The sequence below is a fragment of the Streptomyces cyaneus genome (assembly GCF_004028635.1).
Taxonomy (GTDB): domain Bacteria; phylum Actinomycetota; class Actinomycetes; order Streptomycetales; family Streptomycetaceae; genus Streptomyces; species Streptomyces cyaneus.
Genome location: NZ_RQJW01000006.1, coordinates 625219 through 646540 on the forward strand (window position 1 = coordinate 625219; position 21322 = coordinate 646540).

At 70.3% G+C, this 21322-nt stretch carries 17 protein-coding genes and 1 pseudogene; 7 read left to right on the plus strand and 11 right to left on the minus strand.

Translation table 11 applies throughout. The features are described from left to right. Window positions 1-25: 25 nt before the first annotated feature. The 3 genes and pseudogenes from EHO50_RS25025 to trhA all read right to left on the minus strand — a co-directional run bounded on the left by EHO50_RS25025 (window position 26) and on the right by trhA (window position 3050). Window positions 26-655 carry a TetR/AcrR family transcriptional regulator gene (locus EHO50_RS25025; RefSeq protein ID WP_484422068.1) on the minus strand — a complete coding sequence of 210 codons (630 nt, stop codon included), beginning with the start codon at window positions 653-655 and terminating at the stop codon, window positions 26-28. A 5-nt stretch (window positions 656-660) separates the two neighbouring features. Next, window positions 661-2108, minus strand: a pseudogene (locus EHO50_RS25030) (DHA2 family efflux MFS transporter permease subunit). Window positions 2109-2303: 195 nt separating this feature from the next. Further along, on the minus strand, window positions 2304-3050 hold the full coding sequence (gene trhA / locus EHO50_RS25035; protein WP_128433395.1) for a PAQR family membrane homeostasis protein TrhA: 747 nt from the start codon (window positions 3048-3050) through the stop codon (window positions 2304-2306). Window positions 3051-3391: 341 nt separating this feature from the next. Between trhA and EHO50_RS25040 the strand changes: the two genes are divergently transcribed. Together EHO50_RS25040 and EHO50_RS25045 are read left to right on the plus strand one after the other, a co-directional pair. Next, on the plus strand, window positions 3392-5215 hold the full coding sequence (locus tag EHO50_RS25040; protein ID WP_128433396.1) for a phosphoenolpyruvate carboxykinase (GTP): 1824 nt from the start codon (window positions 3392-3394) through the stop codon (window positions 5213-5215). 307 nt (window positions 5216-5522) lie between these two features. Then, the gene (locus EHO50_RS25045) at window positions 5523-7256 is read left to right on the plus strand and encodes an Ig-like domain repeat protein (RefSeq protein ID WP_181449686.1); all 1734 of its coding nucleotides are present in this window, start codon (window positions 5523-5525) and stop codon (window positions 7254-7256) included. On the opposite strand, the gene EHO50_RS25050 is transcribed toward EHO50_RS25045, so the two are convergent. From EHO50_RS25050 to EHO50_RS25075, 6 genes are all read right to left on the minus strand, one after another. Then, window positions 7246-7848, minus strand: coding sequence for a hypothetical protein (locus tag EHO50_RS25050; RefSeq protein ID WP_128433526.1), 603 nt, complete (start codon window positions 7846-7848; stop codon window positions 7246-7248). The genes EHO50_RS25045 and EHO50_RS25050 overlap by 11 nt on opposite strands. 19 nt (window positions 7849-7867) lie before the next feature. Beyond that, window positions 7868-9430: a substrate-binding and vWA domain-containing protein gene (locus EHO50_RS25055; protein ID WP_128433397.1), complete on the minus strand. Its 1563-nt coding sequence runs from the start codon at window positions 9428-9430 to the stop codon at window positions 7868-7870. Continuing rightward, a complete protein-coding gene (locus EHO50_RS25060) occupies window positions 9427-10596 on the minus strand; it encodes a toxic anion resistance protein (RefSeq protein ID WP_128433398.1) in 1170 nt (389 codons plus the stop codon). Before EHO50_RS25060 ends, EHO50_RS25055 begins: the two co-directional genes overlap by 4 nt. A gap of 15 nt (window positions 10597-10611) precedes the next feature. Continuing rightward, window positions 10612-11676 (minus strand): hypothetical protein, encoded by a 1065-nt coding sequence (locus tag EHO50_RS25065; RefSeq protein ID WP_128433399.1) that lies wholly within the window; start codon window positions 11674-11676, stop codon window positions 10612-10614. A gap of 290 nt (window positions 11677-11966) precedes the next feature. Beyond that, the gene (locus tag EHO50_RS25070) at window positions 11967-12389 is read right to left on the minus strand and encodes an SCO4983 family protein (protein ID WP_128433400.1); all 423 of its coding nucleotides are present in this window, start codon (window positions 12387-12389) and stop codon (window positions 11967-11969) included. 103 nt (window positions 12390-12492) lie between these two features. After that, window positions 12493-13704, minus strand: coding sequence for a pyridoxal phosphate-dependent aminotransferase (locus EHO50_RS25075; RefSeq protein WP_128433401.1), 1212 nt, complete (start codon window positions 13702-13704; stop codon window positions 12493-12495). Between the two features lie 125 nt (window positions 13705-13829). On the opposite strand from EHO50_RS25075, the gene EHO50_RS25080 reads away from it, so the two are divergent. Together EHO50_RS25080 and EHO50_RS25085 are read left to right on the plus strand one after the other, a co-directional pair. Next, window positions 13830-14558 (plus strand): hypothetical protein, encoded by a 729-nt coding sequence (locus EHO50_RS25080; RefSeq protein ID WP_128433402.1) that lies wholly within the window; start codon window positions 13830-13832, stop codon window positions 14556-14558. Between the two features lie 260 nt (window positions 14559-14818). Continuing rightward, entirely contained in the window at window positions 14819-15751 is a 933-nt protein-coding gene (locus tag EHO50_RS25085) for a trypsin-like serine peptidase (protein ID WP_128433403.1), read from the plus strand. A gap of 43 nt (window positions 15752-15794) precedes the next feature. On the opposite strand, the gene EHO50_RS25090 is transcribed toward EHO50_RS25085, so the two are convergent. Together EHO50_RS25090 and EHO50_RS25095 are read right to left on the minus strand one after the other, a co-directional pair. Further along, on the minus strand, window positions 15795-17420 hold the full coding sequence (locus tag EHO50_RS25090) for an N-acyl-D-amino-acid deacylase family protein (protein ID WP_128433404.1): 1626 nt from the start codon (window positions 17418-17420) through the stop codon (window positions 15795-15797). Window positions 17421-17441: 21 nt separating this feature from the next. After that, complete coding sequence (locus tag EHO50_RS25095) at window positions 17442-18713, minus strand: amino acid deaminase (protein WP_128433405.1); 1272 nt, start codon at window positions 18711-18713, stop codon at window positions 17442-17444. A gap of 207 nt (window positions 18714-18920) precedes the next feature. Here EHO50_RS25095 and EHO50_RS25100 point away from each other — a divergent pair, with 207 nt between their 5' ends. The 3 genes from EHO50_RS25100 to EHO50_RS25110 are packed head-to-tail and all read left to right on the plus strand — an operon-like array spanning window position 18921 to window position 21309. Further along, window positions 18921-20144 (plus strand): sugar kinase, encoded by a 1224-nt coding sequence (locus tag EHO50_RS25100; RefSeq protein ID WP_128433527.1) that lies wholly within the window; start codon window positions 18921-18923, stop codon window positions 20142-20144. After that, the gene (locus EHO50_RS25105; protein ID WP_128433406.1) at window positions 20141-20902 is read left to right on the plus strand and encodes an IclR family transcriptional regulator; all 762 of its coding nucleotides are present in this window, start codon (window positions 20141-20143) and stop codon (window positions 20900-20902) included. Before EHO50_RS25100 ends, EHO50_RS25105 begins: the two co-directional genes overlap by 4 nt. After that, the gene (locus EHO50_RS25110; protein ID WP_128433407.1) at window positions 20899-21309 is read left to right on the plus strand and encodes a RidA family protein; all 411 of its coding nucleotides are present in this window, start codon (window positions 20899-20901) and stop codon (window positions 21307-21309) included. Before EHO50_RS25105 ends, EHO50_RS25110 begins: the two co-directional genes overlap by 4 nt. Window positions 21310-21322: the final 13 nt, after the last annotated feature.

Genomic DNA, 21322 nt, shown 5'->3' on the forward strand with positions numbered 1-21322 from the left:
GATGTCACGGCACAGGGCTCGCGCCTCAGGCGTTTTTCCCGGGGAGCCCGTGCTCGATGACGTCCAGGGTGCGGTCGAGGAGGTCGTGGAGGTCGTCCTTGAAGTCGTTCTCGGCCCAGTACAGGGAGATCTCCGCGAGGCCGCCGATCAGGGACATCGTGTAGACCCGCGCCTCCAGGCTGTCCCGGTCGAGTCCGTTGCGCTCGGCGACGGCCTCGGCGAGCATCCGGCCGGTGACCGACATGCTCTCCAGCATCCGGGACCGCACCGCCGGGACCTGGACCAGCAGATGCGACCGCAGCCGGACGACCTCGGGCCCCTCCGCCAGCCCGGCGCTGATCGCCAGCCGCATGACGTACCGCAGGGACTCCATCCACGGCTCGTCCGCCGGCCGCTTGCGCAGCTCCTCCAGCAGGATCGGGTCGTACTCGTCCGTGAGGACGATGTCCTCCTTCGTCGGGAAGTACCGGAAGACCGTGGACGGCGACACCTCGGCGCGTTCGGCGATCTGCTCGATCGTGGTGGCGTCGTAGCCCTGCTCCTTGATCAGCGCGTACGTCGCGTCGCGGATCGCCGTCCGGGTCTTGATCTTCTTCCGCTCACGAAGCCCCAGCTGGGGGCGGTCGGTCAGGGGAGAGGAGTGTGCGGAGGTCATGGGGCTCATTGTCGGGCATCGGCCCGCTCGGCAGCCATGTCCGGGCTCTCGGACTCACGGGCATCGGGCGTGCCCGGCAGGAACGCGGCCGCCAGCAGCGCGGAGACGAGGGCCGCGATCCCGCACACCAGCAGGACGACGCCCATGCCGTGGACGTAGGCGCTGTTCGCCGAGGCCGCGAGCTCGGCTGCCCTTTCGGGGCTCGCCCGCTCGGCGACGAGGTGCGCCGCGACCACGGACTCCCCGGCGGTGTCGGCGGCCCGCGCGGGCAGCCCGGTGACGTCGAGCCGGTCCCGGAAGGTGCCGGCGAGCAGGCTGCCGAGCAGCGCGATGCCGATCGCGCCGCCGACCTGACGCAGCGTCATCAGCAGGCCCGAGCCGCAGCCGGCGCGGTCGCGGGGCAGGGTGCCCAGGGCGTTGCTCATGGCCGGCATGAGCGAGAAGCCGAAGCCGAGACCGGTCAGGGAGAGCCACAGCGCGGTGAAGCCGTAGCCCGAGTCGACCGTCGTACGGCTGCCGAGGAACGCGGCGAAGGCCAGCACCACCAGGCCCGCGCTCACCGTGGCACGGGCACCGAACCGGGTGACGACCGGAGGGGCCGTCCGTGAGGCGACCAGGATGCCGCCCATCATCGGCAGCAGCCGGACGCCGGTGCCGAGGGCGTCGTGGCCGAGGACCGCCTGGAGGTACGGCGGCAGCACGAACAGCAGGCCGGACAGGACGAACATGACCAGGGTCGCGGCGACGGTGTTGAAGAGGAAGCCGCGGTGGGCGAGCAGGGCCATGTCGAGCATCGGCCGCTCGACGCGCCGCTCGCGCAGCACCAGCGCGGCGATCAGGAGGACGGCGGCTCCGAGCACGGCGAGCACCAGGGAGTCGCCCCAGCCACGGACGGGCGCCTCGATGGTCGCGTAGATCAGTGCGCCGAGGCCGGTCGCGGTGAGCGCGGTGGAGACGGTGTCGACCTTCGGGGAGGCGGGGTCCTTCGTCTCCGGGAGCAGGAACACGCAGGCGGCGATGCCGATCGCGGCCATCGGGACGTTGATCAGAAAGACCGAGCCCCACCAGAAGTGGTTCAGCAGCCAGCCGCCGATGATCGGGCCCAGTGGCAGACCGAGCGCCGAGGCGGCGGAGACGATGCCGACGGCCTTGGTGCGCTCCTCGGGGCCGAAGAGCGAGGGCAGCACGGAGAGCGCGAGCGGGGTGACCAGCGCTGCTCCGACGCCCATCACCGCACGGGCGGCGATCACCGTGTTCACGTCGCCGGCCAGTGCGCCGATCAGCGAGCCGGCGAGGAAGATCCCGAGCCCGGTGATCAGCATCAGCCGCCGCCCGAAGCGGTCGCCGAGCAGGCCCGCGGGGAGCATCAGGGCCGCGAAGACGACGACGTACGCGTCGGCCATCCACTGCTGCTGGCCGGTGCTCGCGCCAAGTCGAAGCCGAGGGTCAGCATGCTCGCGACCAGGGCGCCGAGCGCCCACCAACGGCGAGGGTCTGAAGTGACAGGTTCCGTGAAATGAGAGTAACTCTCAAAATCTAGTGACTGTCAATGGGGATCTGCTGTTGGGAGGCAGGATCTGCTGCGGGCACGCAAAAGGGCCACGGCTCGCAAGCCGTGGCCCTGATGGGGAAAGGGTGCTGCGCGGTACTACCCGTGCTGGTACGCCACCAGTGAGATCCCCACGTAGTGGGTGATGAACGCCGCCAGCGTGAGGGAGTGGAAGACCTCGTGGAAGCCGAACCAGCGCGGTGACGGGTTCGGGCGCTTGATGCCGTAGATCACGCCGCCCGCGCTGTAGAGGAGGCCGCCGACGATCACCAGGACCAGCACCGCGATGCCGCCGGTGCGCATGAAGTCCGGCAGGAAGAAGACGGCCGCCCACCCCATCGCGATGTAGCAGGGGGTGTAGAGCCAGCGCGGGGCGCCGACCCAGAAGACGCGGAAGACGATGCCCGCCGCGGCGGCGGCCCAGATGCCCCACAGCAGCCACTGACCTTTGGCCCCCGGCAGGAGCAGCATCGTCAGCGGTGTGTAGGTGCCCGCGATGATCAGGAAGATGTTGGCGTGATCCAGTCGGCGCAGGAAGCCGTCCATGCGCGGGCTCCAGTTGCCCCGGTGGTACAGCGCGCTCACGCCGAACAGCAGGCAGGCCGTGAGGGCGAAGATCCCGCAGGCGAGACGGCCCCGCGGTGAGTCTGCGAGGGCGGTGAGCACCAGGCCCGAGACGAGTGCGGCCGGGAACATGCCCAGATGCAGCCAGCCCCGGAGTCTGGGCTTTATCTCCTCCGTGAGGTGCTGGGCGTGGTGCGCGATCTGGTGCGGCAAGGAGGGCGCGTCGGAACCGCGGCCGGCGGCTCGCGTGTCCCTGGGCGCGTCGGGGACGGGCGCAGTCATGCGGGGCATCGTACCTACGGAACCGTAAGTTACGTATCAGCGCGGCGAGATGAGAGCCCAGAAGTGGCCATCCTCTCATGGGGTACCCGGAACGGGCGCACCCGGGGTGAAGCCGTGGTGACGCATTGAAAACATCTCGATGAGTGGCGATGCTCACGCCGCTCACCTGTGACGCCCTCTGGACATATGGGCGGACGCGTCGGATGATCAAATGAGTGCGGTCGGCACCGGATGAGCGCGGAAGATCCAGACAGCAGTCAGTCCGCGAAGCATCCGGGTCGCGGCCCCCACGGGGCATACAAGGGCATATTCAGGACAAAATCCCTCACTTAGGAGCAACCGTGGCGCGCGACATCGCGGCTCCCCCCGTCGTCCCCACAAACCACCAGGAGCTGATCTCGTGGGTCAACGAGATCGCTGAACTGACGCAGCCGGACAGCGTGGTCTGGTGTGACGGATCCGAGGCCGAGTACGACCGGCTCAGCGAGGAGCTCGTCGCGAAGGGCACCTTCAAGAGGCTCGACCCGATCAAGCGCCCCAACTCGTACTACGCGGCCTCCGACCCGACCGACGTCGCGCGCGTCGAGGACCGGACCTTCATCTGCTCCGAGAAGGAGGAGGACGCCGGCCCGACGAACCACTGGATGGACCCCGCCGAGATGCGTGAGGTCTTCTCGGGTGAGAAGGGCGTCTTCCGCGGCTCGATGCGCGGCCGGACCATGTACGTCGTCCCGTTCTGCATGGGCCCGCTCGGCTCGAAGCTCTCCGCGATCGGCGTGGAGATCACCGACTCCGCCTACGTCGCCGTCTCCATGCGCACCATGACCCGCATGGGCCAGGCCGTCCTCGACGAGCTCGGTGAGGACGGCTTCTTCGTGAAGGCCGTGCACTCCGTCGGTGCCCCGCTGGAGGAAGGCCAGGAGGACGTCCCCTGGCCGTGCAACCAGACCAAGTACATCTCCCACTTCCCGGAGAGCCGCGAGATCTGGTCCTACGGCTCCGGCTACGGCGGCAACGCCCTGCTCGGCAAGAAGTGCTACGCCCTGCGCATCGCGTCGGTGATGGCGCGCGACGAGGGCTGGCTGGCCGAGCACATGCTGATCCTGAAACTGACCCCGCCGCAGGGCGAGTCCAAGTACGTCGCCGCTGCCTTCCCGAGCGCCTGCGGCAAGACCAACCTCGCCATGCTGGAGCCCACGATCTCCGGCTGGACGGTCGAGACGATCGGCGACGACATCGCCTGGATGCGCTTCGGCGAGGACGGCCGCCTGTACGCCATCAACCCCGAGGCCGGCTTCTTCGGCGTCGCACCCGGCACCGGTGAGCACACCAACGCCAACGCGATGAAGACGCTGTGGGGCAACTCGGTCTTCACCAACGTCGCCCTCACCGACGACAACGACATCTGGTGGGAGGGCATGACGGAGGAGACTCCGGCCCACCTCACCGACTGGAAGGGCAACGACTGGACGCCGGCGTCCGAGACCCCGGCCGCCCACCCCAACGCCCGCTTCACCGTCCCCGCCTCCCAGTGCCCGATCATCGCGCCCGAGTGGGAGGACCCCAAGGGCGTGCCGATCTCGGCGATCCTCTTCGGCGGCCGCCGGGCCACCGCCGTACCGCTGGTGACGGAGTCCTTCGACTGGAACCACGGCGTGTTCCTCGGCGCCAACGTGGCGAGCGAGAAGACCGCCGCCGCCGAGGGCAAGGTCGGCGAGCTGCGTCGCGACCCGTTCGCGATGCTGCCCTTCTGCGGCTACAACATGGGCGACTACATGGCCCACTGGGTCGACGTCGCCAAGGACAAGGACCAGGCCAAGCTGCCGAAGATCTACTACGTCAACTGGTTCCGCAAGAACGACGAGGGCAAGTTCGTCTGGCCCGGCTTCGGCGAGAACAGCCGCGTCCTGAAGTGGATCGTCGAGCGCCTCGACGGCAAGGCCGAGGGCGTCGAGACCCCGATCGGCATCCTGCCGGCCAAGGGCGCGCTGGACACCAACGGCCTGGAGCTGGCCGACTCCGACCTCGACTTCCTGCTCACCGTCGACAAGGAGGTCTGGCGCGAGGAGGCCGCGCTCGTCCCCGACCACCTCAACACCTTCGGCGACCACACGCCGAAGGAGCTGTGGGACGAGTACAACGCGCTGGTGCAGCGCCTGGGCTGAGTACAGCCCCCAATACGCCGCGGCCGGCTCCGATCGTGCCCTGACCAGCAACATCGTCACGGCCGGCCGCGGTGACAGCACCACAGACCGGCGAGGTTCCGTACAACGGCGTGCGGGGCTGTGGGCCTGTCGTCGCATGCTCCCGTCCGCCCCGACGGGAGGAGCGCGGCGACAGGCCCTCGCCTGCATTTCGGTCGTTTGTGCGGTCGCGCCGCCTTGATCGCGGGATCTTCACCACTGTTACATGGTCTCCACAGGAGCGTCACTGACCCCAGTGAGCGCTCAATTCAGCCTGTGGGGGGCACAGTTGAATACTGCACACCGTCCCAGACGTCTCGCGGCCACGCTGCTCGCCGCCGCACTCGCCGGGACCGGACTGACCGTCGCCGTCGCACCCGCGGCGCACGCGGCGGCGTCCGACGCCGTGGCCAAGCTGCCGATCTCGTCGTACTCGGCGCTGGCCGTCGACAACGTCCACCAGCGCGTCTTCGTGGCGGACAGCAACGTCGGCTACTACCTCAACTCCGGCACCATCGCCGTCTACAACTTCGCCGGCGAGCGTCTCACCACGATCACCACCAACCAGGCCCATGTCTCCGGCCTGGCGGTCAGCGCCGACGGCAGCAAGCTCTACGCCGGGCTGCGTGACCGGATCGAGGCCATCGACACCACCACCTACCAGCGCACCGTCGTCGCCTACGCCAACACCGACTACTGCGGCCGCGAGGTCGCCCAGTCCGGCGGCCAGGTCTACTTCACGACGCCGTTCGCGTCCAACGTCTCCCAGTGCGCCACCGCCGAGACCTACCTGGACGCGGTCATCGACGGAACGCACACGCGCACCGGCTGGAACGACTACGGCGATCTCCTGCTGGAGGCCGGAGCCGGCGACCGGATGCTCATGGGCCAGCCGCTCAACGCGAAGGCCGCAAACCCCTTCCTCACCGTCTACGACACCAGCGGCCCCAGCCCCGTGCGCGACGCCGCGCGGCGCTTCGCCGACGCCGACGGCAAGGGCGCCCTGGACCTCAAGGACCTGGCGCTGTCCGCCGACGGCAGCAAGGTCGCCGTGGCCGACGCCACCGCCGGGACGCGGCTGCTGAACACCACCGACCTGTCCGACGCGGCCACCGGCTACCAGGCCCTGCCCGACGGCGCCACGGCCAGCTCGGTCGCCTTCAGCGGCGACGGCAAGTACATCGCGCGCGGCGCGGCGGCCACCGGCTCGACGCCGGACCTGCTGGTGCAGCCCGCCGACCCGACGGACTCGACGGCCCCGCTGGAGTTCGTCTTCGAGGGCAGCCTCGACGGCGACAAGGTCGTACCCCGCGGCATGGAGTGGTCGGCGGACGGCTCCCGGCTGTTCGCGGTGACCACCAACGCGACCGGCGGCCAGTACTGGCTGCACATCATCCAGCCCCCGGCGGTCCAGTACGACGCCCGCTTCACCGGCGGCCTCACCCACAGCCCCGCCCAGGCCGCCGCGGGCGAACCGCTGGCCGTGCGCGGCAAGCTGGAGCAGGACGGCCCGGCGCCCGCCGAGCCCCTGAAGGTCAAGGCGACCCGCACCGACGCGAACGGCACCCACGAGCTGGGCACCTTCACCGTCAAGGCCGACGGCACGTTCACCGTCCTCGACGAGCCCGACCTCGTCGGCGACGCCACCTACACCGTCTCCTACCTCGGCGACCTGACCCACCGCCCCGCCGAGGACGTCACCACCACGGTGTCCGTCGGCAAGGCACCCACCTCGATCGCGCTCACCGCGCCCGAGGAGGGCTCCCTGAGCACGGGCGTCGAGATCACCGGCACGTTCACCGCACAGGGCAAGGCGCTGCCCGACCGGGCGGTCCTGAAGGTCACGCGGACCGACCGGCTCGGCACCGGCACCCTGTCGTCGGTGACGGTCGCCGCGGACGGCACGTTCACGATCAACGATCTGCCGCGCACCCGGGGCGACGCGGACTACACGGTCAGCTGGCCGGGCGACGACCTGCACAGCGCGTCGTCCGCGTCGGCGACGGTGTACGTCAGGCGGTAATGCCACCCGTCCCGCCCCGGTCCTCCAGATACCGGGTGTGGGACTCCTGGCGGCGGGCCTCCACCTCGCGCAGACCCGCCGCCAGCCGCTCGGTGTCCTTCTTCAACAGCCCGAGCTGCCGCTCCAGATGCAGCTCGGGCGACTCGGTGCCGGGCGTCATCCGCGTCCACCACCGCGTCCGTACGAAGCTGTCGACGGCCTCGGGAAGATCGCGCCGCACGATCCGGGAGAGCACATGCACGCCCTCCGGGTCGTGGGCGAGCAGCTCGGCCACCCAGCCCCGGTCGAGCAACGCGGTCAGCAGCTCGGTCAGTTCACGCAGTCGCGCGGCCGCCGTGACCGACAGCTCGACGTCCGTCAGATAGCCGCGCAGCTTCTCGAAGTCGCCCCGCAGCTCGTCCAGTTGGGCCGACGGATCCGGGAAGTCGGGCAGCGCGGGCCGCTCCGGCGGGGCGATCAGCGCGCCCGCGCCGTACAGTCCCGCGACCACGACGGGCCAGTACGGTCCCGCCACCCCCGTGAAGGTCAGCACCAGCCCGACCAGCCCGCACGCGCTCCCCGCGATGTTCTTGCGGGACTCCAGGTACGCCACTGCCTTGCTCGTACCCGTCCTATTGGTAGCCACGGATCTCCTCGAAGGCGCCGTCCAGCGAGCCCTCCTGGGCGTCGAAGAGGCGGCCGCCGGTCAGCTCGGCGATGTGCTCCAGCTCGGAGCGGTCGGAGTCGCCGAAGAGGATGGGGAACACGGGCGTGTCCCGCCGGTCGCGGTCGAGCCCGGCGTAGAAGGCGTCGAAGTCCGCCGCCTCGGCGCCGGTGGTGTTCTCGCCGTCCGTCATCAGCACGACCGATGTGAACGTGTCCTGGGACCGTCCGGCGCCCAGATGCTCGTACGCCTTCTCCAGCGAGGTGTAGATCGCCGTGTCGCCCTCGGCGGTGAGCGCCTCGGTGTCCTCGCGGATGGCGTCGAGCCCCCGCTTCGGGCGGGCCGGCTCCACGACATGGGTGCGCACGCTCTTCACGTCCGACCCGAACGGCATCAGCGTGACCTCCTCGCGCTCGCGGAAGTCGCCGGTGAGTTCGGCGAGCGCCCGCTTCAGCTGCTCCAGGCGGTCGCCCTCCATCGAGCCCGAGGTGTCGAGGACGTAGACCGTCCTGGACGGGCGGCGCAGCTCGTTCTCGTACGAGTCGAGCAGGCCGTCGGCGACGGAACGGCTGCCCGGGAAGGGCAGTTCGCGCCGCCGGGCGGGGTCGAGGCCGGACGCGGGCGGGACGGAGGCGACGACCGGACGGCGATGGGTGCGCTCGGTGATCAGCCGCTGGATGTCCTCGGTGCGCAGGGCCTCGGTGAGGCGCCGGACGTCCTCGCGGGTCGCGGCGCTCGTCGACGCGAGGGAGGAGAGCGGGTAGTCGGCGGTGACGACGCCGTCGCGGGGGCGGATCACGGTGAGGCCAGGGATGCCCTTGAGGACGGACTCGTAGTTGAGCAGGGCGTCGACGTTCCCGCGCCGCTCGTACGCCGTCGCCAGCCAGCCCGAAGACCCCGACGTCAGCTTCTGCCCCTTGAAGAACTCCTTGAGCCGGGGCGTGGCCTTGTCGACGTCCGCGTCCGTCAGGGCCGACTGGGCGCCGGACAGGGCCGAGGCGACGGAGACGAGGGTGGCGAAGCCGGAGTTGGAGCGGGCCGGGTCGGTCATGCCGTAGGTCAGACGGCCGTCCCGCACGGCCTGTTCGACCTGCGACCAGGTGACGTCGTCCGGCTTCCAGCCGAGCCCGCCGAGCGCCGTGGTCCTGACCCCGATGGCGACCGGGCTCGACATGACCGGCGTCTCGGACACGACCTTCTTCGCCGCGTCGGGCCGCAGCCGCAGATAGTCGTTGGAGGACAGCCACAGGGCGTCGTACTGCCCGTCCGTCTTGCCCTTCGCCAGCAGTTCCACGGCGTCCAGGGTGCCCATGTAGGTGGGCCGGACCTTGATGCCGGTGTCGTCGGCGATCCGGTCGAGCACGGGCGTCATGTCGCTGAGCTCGCTGGAGGCGAGGACGCGGAGGGTGCCGGGTTGCGGGGCGTTCGGGTCGTCGGCGGCCTTGTCCGATTCCGGGGTGCAGGCCGTCAGCAGGGCCAGCGCGGCGAGGGCGCCGGCGAGCAGGCGTCGAGGGCCTCGGTGCTGTCTCATCCGAGCCCACCCTCCAGCGCGCCCTGCGAACGGCTGCGCTCCAAGTAGGTGCTCGCGTGCTGCAGTTCGGCTGTCAGGTTCTCCACCGTCGTCGCCATCACCTCGGTCGCCTGGACCTTGTAGGTGTCGATGGCGTCGAGCGTGCGGTAGATCTGCTGGAAGGCCGAGCGCAGGGTCTCCGCGCCGACGGCCGGGTCGGCGGCGATGCGCTGGATCTCGCCGCTCTGGGTCGCCAGCATCTCGGCGTTGCCCCGGATCAGATCCTCGGTCGTCCCGCGCAGGGCGTTGACCTGCTCGATGACCTTCTTCTGGTTGTCGAGCGCGGACGCCAGCATCACGGAGATCCGCAGGGCCGAGACGGTCGTGGTCGCGGCCCGGTCGACGCCCTTGATGAGCTCCTCGTTGTTACGCCGTACGACGTCCATGGCGAGGTATCCCTGCGCGCACACCGCGAGCTGGGTGAGCAGGTCCTGGTGCTTCTGCCGGACGGGAAAGAGGACGTCGGCCCGCAGACTGTCGGCCTGTTGAGGGTCCGGGACCTGGGTGATGTGCTGCTCGACGGCCGTGTCCAGGGCCTGCGTCAGCACGACGTACTCCTGGAGCTTGCCCATGGTCTCCCACAGCCGCACCCGCTCGGTCTGCAGCGCGGCGTTGTCCCGGCGCAGCTCGTCCTGGCCACCCCGCAGGGACCCCACGATCTTGTTGAGGGTCCCCTGCGCGGAGGCGTACTTGGCGACGTGGTCGCGCAGCTTGTTACCACCGGGAAGCCTGGACAGGAGCTTGCGCCCCTTGGAGGCGGGCAGGTCCCGCGGGTCCAGGTCCTCCACGACCCGCCGCAGTTCGACGAGCGAGCCCGCGACCTGCGACTGGGCGTCCCCGCCCGTGTCGGGCAGGCTCCGGATGGTCCGCTCCAGCATCCGGTTGGACTGCGCCGCCGCCGTCCGCATCTCACCGGCACCGAGGCCGGCGATCTCACCGACCTTGCCGGCGAACTCGGGGGAGCGGGCGTCGAGGGCGGCGAGCCCCTCGACATAGGCGGAGGCCTTCTCGGCCATCTCGGTACGGACGGCGTCGTCGACGGGGACGAGCCCGCCGGCCTTCTCCCGCGGCACGGTGGCCACGGGCTCGGGCGGGGTCAGTACGAAGGTGTCGTCGTTGCTGTTCATGAAGTGCTGTCCCCCTTATCCGCGCGCCCGTCGCGCCAGCTCGTGCAGCACCTTGGAGGTGGGCACGGGCGCCTGGCGGACGCCGGTCAGTTCCTGCTTGAGGTAGGTGGTGGCCGAGGCGAACTCGGCGGCGGCGCCCTGCGGCCGGAACCCGTGCCGGAGGGCGAGCCGCCGCAACTCCGGGTCGTCGGAGAGGAGTTCGGCGACGGCCTTGCCGTCCTCGGTGAGCGGTACGGCGGTGTGGTCGCTGTTGACCGTGGTGTCGGGGTAGAGGACGACCAGGTCGTCGGGCTGCTCCCCGTCCGTCAGGAGCGAGGCGACCTGCGACTCGTAGACCACGACGAGCGGATTGCCGGCACCGCTGACGAAGTCCCGGAACGCGGCGTCGCTGCCGGACTGCTGGGCGCCCTGCACGCTGACCAGCTTGTGCAGCAGCGGTGCCGTGCGGTCCACCTCGGCAGCGGAGGCGACGACCTTGCCGCCGTTCTCGACGTAGGAGGCGGCGGCCAGGTAGAGCGCGCCGGAGTTGGAGGTCTCGGGGTCGGTGCTGGACAGGTAGAGCGTGCCCGTCAACTCCCCGTACTTCCCGGCTCCCTTGAGCTGCTGCCAGGTGCGGTCGGCGCGGGCGGCGTCCAGATAGGCGGCCATCCTCAGCGTGCCCCGGTGGGCCTCGTCCAGTGTGGCGAGCCCGTTCGCCGCGAGCACCTCGGCGGCGTTCTTGTGCGCCACGACGACGAGGGGCGAGTAGAAGGGGCGGGGGAGTGACCCCGTCACCTTGTACTTCGCGGCGAGTTCGACGGCCGGCGCCTGACTCGACGGCAGCGCGAGGTCGTACCCCTCGAGGTCCAGCCCCTCCATGGCCCACGACCCGGAGGTCTCGGCCTTCACGGTGTAGCCCTTGGCGGCGAGGGCCTTCACCACGTCGGGATCGGCGAAGAACTCCGCCTTCTCCGATCCGATGACTGCTTGCACGGTCTTCGTTGCCGTGCCCTTGTCCTCATCACTGCGACCCGCGACGACGGCGGCCACCACGCCACCGATCAGCAGAACCGCGAGGACGATCCCTGCGATACGTCTCACGCAGGGGAGAGTGCTCGCGGAATCCAACGTTCCCCGTCAACAGGGATGAACGGCAGGTGTCATACCGGTCCCGGTACAACACGGGGCCACTGCAAGGCTTTTAGGGGCGCGGGGCTGTGTCGATATGCGGCTCCGCCGCGTGGGCGCGACAAGCCACGACGAACCGGCAGCCGCGACACGACAACGACCCCTACGGCGAAGGCGAACGTCGGCCAAAGCCAACGCAGTGCTGTGGCACCCGGTCCGCGCGTCGCTGCGGGTGCACGCGGACCGGGGCCGTTCAGGGGGGATCAGCCGACGCCGGTCAATTCCTGCGGCTCGGCCTGTGCAGCAGCGTGCGCATCCATGCGCTCGGCAGCCAAAATCGCTGCCGCCGTATCGGCCCGCGACGCGGCGACGACCAGCGCCCGCCCGGCAAGGGCATGCGCCCGCTCATGCAGGGCCGCAAGCTTCGACTGACCGCCGGAGGCCGACGCGCGGGCCGGCTTACGTCCTTCCCGAAGCCGGGCCACCTGGCCGGCGAGCCGCTCGGCCGCGATGTCCAGGTCCTGCGAGGGCGCCGCCGCGCGCAACTCGTCCGTGACGGCGAGCAGCGCCGCGAGATGCCCCGCGAGCTGGATGTCCAGCTCCTCCTCGCGCGACCGGTGGGGGAAGTCGGTGGGATTGCCGGCCATCGTGCTGTGGACCGACTTGGTGCGGATCGGTTCGTACATGGGGATGGCCTCCTGTGCGCTGACAGGAAGCCATCCTAGCTTAGATTTCGTCTAAAGTTGAGCCGTTCGCAAAACAAGACCGCCCGCACACGCAGCGTGAGCGTCAGGGCTGGCTGTACCCGTCGAGGAACCGCCCGATCCGCCCCACCGCGTCCCGCAGATCCGTGACCGTCGGCAGCGTCACGATCCGGAAGTGATCCGACTCGGGCCAGTTGAAGCCACTGCCCTGGACGACCATGATCTTCTCGCGTCGCAGCAGGTCAAGGACCATCCGCCGGTCGTCCTTGATCTTGAACACCTTGGGGTCGAGGCGCGGGAACAGATACAGCGCCCCCTTGGGCCGTACGCACGTCACGCCAGGAATCTGCGTCAGCAGGTCATACGCGACATCCACCTGCTCCTTCAGCCGGCCCCCGGGCAGCACCAGGTCATTGATGGTCTGCCGTCCGCTCAGGGCGGCCACGACCCCGTGCTGACCGGGCATGTTCGCGCACAGCCGCATGTTCGCGAGGATGGTGAGGCCCTCGATGTAGGAGTCCGCGTGGGCGCGGGGACCCGAGATCGACACCCATCCCACCCGGTACCCGGCGACCCGGTAGGCCTTCGACATGCCGTTGAAGGTGAGGGTCAGCAGGTCGGGGGCGACGGCGGCGGTCGGGGTGTGCGTGGCGCCGTCGTACAGGATCTTGTCGTAGATCTCGTCGGAGCAGACGAGGAGGTTGTGCCGCCGGGCGATGTCCGTCAGTCCGCGCAGCATCGCCTCGTCGTACACGGCCCCCGTCGGGTTGTTGGGGTTGATGATGACGATGGCCTTGGTGCGGTCGGTGACCTTGCGCTCGACGTCGGCGAGGTCGGGCATCCAGTCGGACTGCTCGTCGCAGCGGTAGTGGACGGCGGTGCCGCCGGACAGGGAGACCGCGGCGGTCCACAGCGGATAGTCGGGCGCCGGGACCAGCACCTCGTCCCCGTCGTCGAGCAGCCCCTGCATCGCCATGACGATCAGCTCGGAGACGCCGTTGCCGATGAAGACGTGCTCGACGTCGGTCTCGATGCCGAGGGTCTGGTTGTGCATGACGACGGCTCGGCGCGCCGCGAGCAGCCCCTTCGCGTCGCCGTACCCGTGGGCCGACGACACGTTGCGCAGGACGTCCTCCAGGATCTCGGGCGGGCACTCGAAGCCGAACGCGGCCGGGTTTCCGGTGTTCAGCTTGAGGATCCGATGCCCTGCCGACTCGAGCCGCATCGCCTCCTCGAGCACCGGGCCCCGGATCTCGTAACAGACGTTGGCGAGCTTGGTCGACTGGATCACCTGCATGTCAAGGAGCTTACGGCCCGGCAAAGCCCGCTGGGCCGTGTTTTCCGACACGTGAGACGCGGGGGTTTGGGCTGTTATCGCCGGTAGCTGTCCCACGGGCTGCTCCCTGCCTAGAATGCGCGGTCATGTCCAGGCCACCTGAGCGCGAGAACGAGCCGCCCCAGGCGCCGCCGAACGTGTACCACCCGCAGTGGACGGCATCCCCCGCCTACGAGCAGTACGCGGACCCGGCGGCCGCACACGGCTGGCAGAACGCGTACGACGAGACGGCGCAGCTGCCTCGGGTGGGTGACGAGGTGTCCTACGGCCACGGCTACGACCAGGGCGAGAGCTCAGGTGCCGGCGGCACGGGCGTGGCTGCGGGTGCGGGTGCGGGGCGTGGCCGTCGGGCGGGCGGCTCGGGGCGGCGTGCGCGCCGCAAGCCCGCCGCCTGGCGCTCACGGAGTGCGGTGGTGGTGGTCGGCGCGGTGGGGGCGGTGTCGGCGGCTGCGCTGATCGCCGGTTTCTCGCTGTCCGGCTCGTCGCCGGAGGGCGGCTCGCGGGGCAAGCAGGACCGTACGGGCCCGACGGCGGGGGACGCTGCGATCCCGACCGACCCCACGGACGGCAACCCGGCCACGCCCGGCCCGTCCGACGACAGCGGGTCGTCGACCACTCAGGCCCCGGACGCCTCGCCGAGTGCTTCCGCGTCCGCCGCGGCCACGGCCACCGAGGACGGCAAGGCCGACGGTTCCTCGCCGACCCCTTCCACCACGAGCGCGGCCCCGACCGCCACGACGAGCACGACGGCACCGGGCGGCGGGCGTGACGACAAGCCGGGGCGTGGGCTGGGGAACACGAAGGGCCCCAAGTAGCGGGACTTCTGTGCCTCCTGTGCCTCCCGTGCCTCCTGTGCCGACTGCGCCGACTGTGGTGATCTCATCCCGCTCTCGTGAACGTCCTGCGCCGTCGACCCAACGCGCTCCCGTCGCGTGATAGGGAAACCCCTACGGCCTTTATTCACCAGTCAGTAACTCCTTGTCCGCACCCCCCTCTTGCGTGACAATGCGCATGACAAAAATGCGGGTGACCGGAAATTCTTCGGTCACCTCTCTTCGTATGAGGGGACCCCCACATGAGAAAACCTCTCGGCGCCGCCCTCCTCGCCCTGGCGATAGCCGGGGCCGGCGCCGCACCCGCGGTCGCGGCTCCCGTGGACTCGGCCGCTTCCTTCGGCAAGGGCGTGGACGCGGGCTCGGTCACGTCGGTGGTCAATGACACCGTCGCCTCCACCGCGGACACCGTTGGCCAGGTCCTGAACCGCCCCAAGGTCCAGGCGGTCAACTTCGCGGGCACCGTGGCGCTCAGCAACTGCTCCGGCTCCGTCGTCCGCTTCTCGGACTCGGAGGACAACGACCCGGCGCTGGTGATGACCAACGGCCACTGTCTGGAGACCGGCATGCCGGGCCCCGGTCAGGTCGTGGTCGACCGGGCCTCCAGCCGTACGTTCAGTCTGCTCAATTCCTCGGGCAGCCGGGTCGGCACCCTGCGTGCCAGCAAGATCGCCTACGGGACGATGACCGACACGGACGTCGCCTTCTATCAACTCACCACCACGTACGCGCAGATCAAGAGCTCGTACAACATCAACGCGCTCTCCGTGGCCGACACCCACCCGGTCGCCGGTACCGCCATCACCGTCGCCTCCGGCTACTGGAAGCGGCTGTACAACTGCAACATCGACGGGTTCGCGTACCGCCTCAAGGAAGGCGACTGGACCTTCAAGGACTCGGTCCGCTACACCTCCGCCTGCAACACCATCGGCGGCACCTCCGGCTCTCCCGTCATCGACCAGGCCACCAACAAGGTCGTCGCCGTCAACAACACCGGCAACGAGGACGGCGAGCGCTGCACGGTCAACAACCCGTGCGAGGTCGACGAGAGCGGCAACGTCACGGTCCGTCAGGGCATCAATTACGCCCAGGAGATCTACCAGATCCCCGCCTGCTTCGGAGTCGACAACAAGCTCGACCTGAGCGCGAGCGGGTGCGTGCTGCCCAAGCCGTAGCCACACCTCGTGCGGCGGGGGGCCCTCAGGTCACCGCGGTGGATCACCTTGGTGTCCTGCGGACCGCCCGCCCCGCGAGTACGTCCGTCCTGCGGCCGTCCTCGATCACGAAACGGCCGTTCACGAGGACGTGGGGGATGCCCGTCGGCAGCCGCCGCGGGTCCTCGAACGTCGAACCCGCCGCCACCGTCGCCGGGTCGAACAGCACCAGGTCCGCCCGGTAGCCCTCGCGGACCAGTCCCCGGTCCGGCAGTCGTAGCCGCGCCGCCGGGCGCGAGGTCAGATGGGCCACGCAGTCCTCCAGGGACAGGACGCCCAACTCCCGTACGTACCGGCCGAGATAGTGCGGGAATGTGCCGTACGCCCTCGGATGCGGCTTCGTGCCCTGCAGGATGCCGTCCGAACCGCCGGTGTGGACGCGGTGCCGCATGATCGTCCGTACGTTCTCCTCGTGGCCGACGTGCTGGAGGATCGTCGAGCCCAGCCGGTCGTCGAGGAGCAGGCGGCGCGCGGTCACCCAGGGGGCCTCGCCCCGCGCGTCCGCCGACTGCTGGACCGTACGGCCGACGAAGTCCCCGAGCGCCGGGTCGCTCACGCCCGAGATCTCGATCGTGTCCCACTCGATCGGCACCCCGTGGCAGCCGTCCGCGCCGATGACCTCCATGTGGTGGCGGATGTGCTCGGCCGTGGCGTCGTCCGACAGCCGGGCCAGGACCGCCTCGGGGCCACCCTCGCTCGCCCAGCTCGGCAGCATGGCGACGAGGGTCGTGCAGCCGGGGGTGTAGGGGTAGGTGTCGAGGGTGATGTCGGCCCCGGACTCCAGTGCCTTGTCCAGGAGTGACAGGAGCTCCGGCGCCCTGCCCCTGTTCACGCCGAAGTTCATCGTGGCGTGGGCCAGGTGGAGGGCGCAGCCCGCCTCCCTCGTCAGCGCCACCATCTCCTCGTACGCCTGAAGAGCCCCCGCCCCGTACGAGCGGTGGTGCGGGCAGTAGTAGCCGCCGTACGACGCCACCACCCGGCACAGCTCCGTCAGCTCGGCGTCCTTGGCGTACATGCCGGGCGTGTACGTCAGCCCGGACGACAGGCCGACCGCGCCCTGCTCCATGCCCTCCGCGACCAACTGCTGCATCCGGTCGAGCTCGTCCGGCGTCGCCTCCCGGTCCTCCCAGCCGACGGCGAGCGCGCGGACCGTCCCCTGGGGGATCAGGTACGCCGCGTTCACGGCGATGCCCCGACCTTCGAAACCGGCGTCGAGTCGGTCCAGGTACTCGCCGACCGTGCGCCAGTCGAAGTCGATGTCGTCGCCGGAGCCGTTCCAGCCGGTGATCGCGCGGCGGACCTCGGCGAGGGTGCGGTCGTCGACGGGGGCGTACGACAGCCCGTCCTGGCCGATGACCTCAAGGGTGATCCCCTGCGCGGCCTTGGCGCTGTGGTCGGGGTCCCGCAGCAGCGCCAGGTCGCTGTGGGCGTGCATGTCGATGAAGCCGGGGGAGAGGACGAGACCCTCCGCGTCCAACTCCCGGCGCGCCTCGGGGCGTTGACAGCCCGCCGCGGCCGCTTCCTGCACGATCGACACGATCCTGCCGTCGTCCACGACCACGTCGGCGCGGTAGGAGGGGCCGCCGCTGCCGTCGACGACCTCCGCGTCCCGGATCACCAGCTCTTCCATGGCCGATGCCTCCCCTGTCGCCTAGAAGAACGTGCGGATGTAGTCGACGACCGTCCCGTCCGCCTCCGCGACCGGAATCAGCTGCCACTTGTCGAACGACGTGCACGGATGGGACAGCCCCATGCCGAGCCAGTCCCCGACCTCCAGGTCCGCCTCCTCGGTCGTCCGCAGCCACGCGTGCTGGTCGGACAGGGCGGTCACCGAGATACCGGTGGCCGGGCGTTCCACCCCGTCGCGGCGGACGACCTGGGCGAACGGCAGGTCGAGGTCGTACGCCGCGTCCCGCTTGCCCGCGTTGACGAAGGCCTGGTCGGGGGTGGGGCGGGAGACGACCTGGGACCAGAGGCGGAAGGCGGGTTCGAGGGCGCCCTCCTGCGGGACCCGGTTGAACGGGGTGAGCTTGCGGTAGTGGCCGTCGTCGTGCGAGACGTACGCGCCCGAGCGCAGCAACTTCAGTACGGGGAGGGAGAGTTCGGGGATCTCGGCGAACACGTCCGCCACCGCGTCGAACCACGCGCTGCCGCCGGCGCTGACGACGATCTCCTCGAGCCCCGCGAAACGGCCCGCCTTGTCGAAGTCGGCGGCCAGCGCGACCAGCCGGCTCAGCCACGCGTGCACCCGCTCGGGAGTCGCCTGCGGAACCTCGCCCTCGTATCCCGCGACGCCGACCAGTCGCAGCGTCGACACGTCCGCCACCGCGTCCGCGACCGCCGCGCACTCCGCCTCCGTACGGACGCCGGTACGGGCACCTTCGCCGGCCGCCGGCTCGACCACCACGTCCAGCGGGCGGGTGGCCCCGGCGTCGCGCAGCGCGGCGTCCATCTGCTCCACGCCGCGCACGGAGTCGACGTAACAGATGAGGTGGAAGGCGGGGTCGGTCGCCAGCTCGCCGGCGATCCAGCGCAGGGCCGCCGGGTCCACGAGCTCGTTGGCGAGGAAGATCCGCTCGATGCCGTACGCCCGGGCCACCCGCACCTGGTGCGGCACCGCGAGCGTGATGCCCCACGCCCCGTGCTCGATCTGGCGCTGGAACAGCTGGGGGGCCATGGAGGTCTTGCCGTGCGGGGCGAAGGCGAGGCCGTGGCGGGCGGCGTACGTCTCCATGAGGTCGAGGTTGTGCTCCAGCCGCTCGGCGGAGAGCGCGAGGACGGGGGTGGCGAAGCCGTCGGTGAAGAGGTTGCGGCGCTGGGCGGCCAGCTCGGCGACGGTCAGGCCGTCGGCGTCCGGGGGGAGGCCCTTGAAGCGGTGATCGACGCGTTCCTCGGCCAGTCGGGCGAGCGCCTCGTTGCTCATGGAACCTCCCTGATCTGGGGCGTTGCAACTTCTGCAACGCCCATTGCGTATATCGCTTACCGCTGTCTAACATCTCGGCCACGCGGGGTCAACGAAAGCCGCGTCCCGCTGAGCCGCCGAGGAGCTACGACGATCGTGACTGACACCGGACTCCGCAATGCCCTCGACGTCGTCGACGTTGTCGACGTTGTCGCGCTCGGCGAGTCCATGGTCACGTTCCTGCCCACGCGGCCGGGGCGCCTCGCCGATGTGCCGTCGTTCGAGCGGGGGATCGGGGGTGCGGAGTCCAACGTCGCGTGCGCACTGGCTGCCGCCGGCTACCGCACGAGGTGGGTCAGCCGAGTCGGCGCTGACGGGTTCGGCGACCACCTCGTTGAGGCGATCGGGAGGTACGGCGTCGATGTCGTGTCCGTGCGGCGGGATCCGAGGCGTCCCACGGGCGTGTACTTCCGCACGGCCGGGGACAGGGGCACGGACGCGCATGAGGTGGCGTACTACCGGGCGGGGTCGGCGGCTTCGGCGATGTCCGTGGAGAACGTGGACCTGGGTGCGGTGCGTTCTGGACGGGTTCTGCATCTGTCGGGGATCACGGCGGCATTGTCGGAGGGGTGCCTGGGGCTGATGCGGCAGCTGACGGCTCCGCGCGCGGGGCGCCCCCTTGTTTCGTTCGACGTCAACTATCGGGCGGGGCTGTGGGGGGACGGCGACGGGCCGGACGTGCTGCTGGAGCTGGCGCGGGGGGCCGACGTGGTCTTCGTGGGGGAGGACGAGGCGGAGGAGGCGTGGGGGATTTCGGAGGGACCGGAGGCGGTGCGGGCTGCGTTGCCCGAGCCGCAGGTGTTGGTGGTGAAGCAGGGAGGAGTGGGGGCTACGGCATTCGTGTCGGGTGCGGGTAGTCGTGGGCTGGGCGCGCAGTTCCCCGCGCCCCTTGGGTCGGCCGACAGCGGCCGGTCACAAGCCGCCGCCAGCTGTCCCAGGCAGCCTGAGGTCGGTCGTGCGACGCAGCCTGCGGCCAGTCGTCCCACCCAGCCTGCGGGCAGTCGTGCCGCTGGGGCGGCTCCCGACCCAAAGATGGGCGGCACCCCGCAAGCGCGGGCGAGCGACACCCACCCCCGGCCGGCCCCCACCCGGGCCACCTTCGAACCCGCCCTCGCCGTGGACGTCGTAGCGAGCACCGGTGCCGGTGATGCCTTCGCCGCCGGCTTTCTCTCCGCCACCCTCCGCGCCCTCCCCCTCCGCGACCGCCTCCGGCACGGTCACCTCTGGGCCGCCGCCGCCCTCACCGCCCCCGGCGACCTCGCCGCGCCCCCCTCCCGCGACCACGCCGACCGCCTGGTCGCCCTCGACGACCCGGCGTGGGAGAAACTTCGACTCGGCCCCGGCTGGACGCAAGCCACTGAGCGGGCCGACGAGGAGGTACGTACGCCATGAGCCAGACCGTCGACCGAGCGCTGAGCATCCTGCCGCTGCTCGCGGAGGGCCCCGCCGACCTCGGGCAGGTCGCCGACCGCCTGGGCGTCCACAAGTCCACGGCCCTGCGCCTGCTGCGCACGCTCCACGAGCACGGCATGGTCTACCGCCAGTCCGACCAGCGCTACCGCCTCGGCGCCCGCCTCATCGCCCTCGCCCAGGAGGCGATGGAGAACCTCGACATCCGCGAGATCGCCCACCCCCATCTCGTACGGCTGAACGAGCAGTGCGGGCACACCGTGCACCTCGCGGTGTACGAGGAGGACGAGGTGCTGTACATCGACAAGGTCGAGAGCCGGTACCCCGTGCGGATGTACTCGCGGATCGGCAAGCCCGTCGCCATCACCGTCGCCGCCGTCGCGAAGCTGCTGCTCGCCGACCTGGCCGAGCACGAGCGCCGAGCCCTCGCCGACAAGCTCGACTACCCCATGTACACGGCCCGTTCGACGCCGAATCCGGAGGCCTTCCTCAAGGAACTGGCCAAGGTGCGCGAACAGGGCTGGGCCACCGACCTCGGTGGCCACGAGGAGTCCATCAACTGCGTCGCCGCGCCGATCCGCGGTGCCGACGGCCGGGTCGTCGCCGCGATGTCGGTCTCCGCGCCGAACGTCGTCGTCACCGCCGACGAACTCCTCACCCTGCTCCCGCTGGTGCGCCGTACGGCGGACGACATCAGCGGCGAGTACTCCGGCAGGACCTCAGCGAAAGGCACCGTATGACCGAGAAGATCGCGCTCACCCCGAAGACCCACACCACGCCGCCCGCGAAGTTCTCGCACGGCGTGAAGAAGGGGAACATCCTCCAGGTCGCGGGCCAGGTCGGCTTCCTGCCCGCCGAGGAGGGCAAGCCCCCGACGCCCGCCGGGCCCACCCTGCGCGAGCAGACCCTCCAGACCCTCGCCAACGTCAAGGCGATCCTGGAGGAGGGCGGTGCCTCCTGGGACGACGTCATGATGATCCGCGTCTATCTGACGGACGTCGCCCACTTCGCCGAGATGAACGACATCTACAACACCTACTTCGAGGAGCAGGGGCTCACCCAGCCGCCCGCCGCGCGCACGACGGTCTACGTCGGTCTGCCGGCAGGGCTCCTCATCGAGATCGACGCGCTGGCCGTACTCGGCTGACGCCGCCGCCTCC

Coding starts and splice junctions, on each gene's coding strand:
- EHO50_RS25025 (WP_484422068.1), bottom strand. CDS start 655: ATGACCTCCGCACACTCCTCTCCCCTGACCGACCGCCCCCAGCTGGGG.
- trhA (WP_128433395.1), bottom strand. CDS start 3,050: ATGACTGCGCCCGTCCCCGACGCGCCCAGGGACACGCGAGCCGCCGGC.
- EHO50_RS25055 (WP_128433397.1), bottom strand. CDS start 9,430: ATGAGACAGCACCGAGGCCCTCGACGCCTGCTCGCCGGCGCCCTCGCC.
- EHO50_RS25060 (WP_128433398.1), bottom strand. CDS start 10,596: ATGAACAGCAACGACGACACCTTCGTACTGACCCCGCCCGAGCCCGTG.
- EHO50_RS25070 (WP_128433400.1), bottom strand. CDS start 12,389: ATGTACGAACCGATCCGCACCAAGTCGGTCCACAGCACGATGGCCGGC.
- EHO50_RS25075 (WP_128433401.1), bottom strand. CDS start 13,704: ATGCAGGTGATCCAGTCGACCAAGCTCGCCAACGTCTGTTACGAGATC.
- EHO50_RS25080 (WP_128433402.1), top strand. CDS start 13,830: ATGTCCAGGCCACCTGAGCGCGAGAACGAGCCGCCCCAGGCGCCGCCG.
- EHO50_RS25085 (WP_128433403.1), top strand. CDS start 14,819: ATGAGAAAACCTCTCGGCGCCGCCCTCCTCGCCCTGGCGATAGCCGGG.
- EHO50_RS25090 (WP_128433404.1), bottom strand. CDS start 17,420: ATGGAAGAGCTGGTGATCCGGGACGCGGAGGTCGTCGACGGCAGCGGC.
- EHO50_RS25095 (WP_128433405.1), bottom strand. CDS start 18,713: ATGAGCAACGAGGCGCTCGCCCGACTGGCCGAGGAACGCGTCGATCAC.
- EHO50_RS25100 (WP_128433527.1), top strand. CDS start 18,921: ATGGTCACGTTCCTGCCCACGCGGCCGGGGCGCCTCGCCGATGTGCCG.
- EHO50_RS25105 (WP_128433406.1), top strand. CDS start 20,141: ATGAGCCAGACCGTCGACCGAGCGCTGAGCATCCTGCCGCTGCTCGCG.
- EHO50_RS25110 (WP_128433407.1), top strand. CDS start 20,899: ATGACCGAGAAGATCGCGCTCACCCCGAAGACCCACACCACGCCGCCC.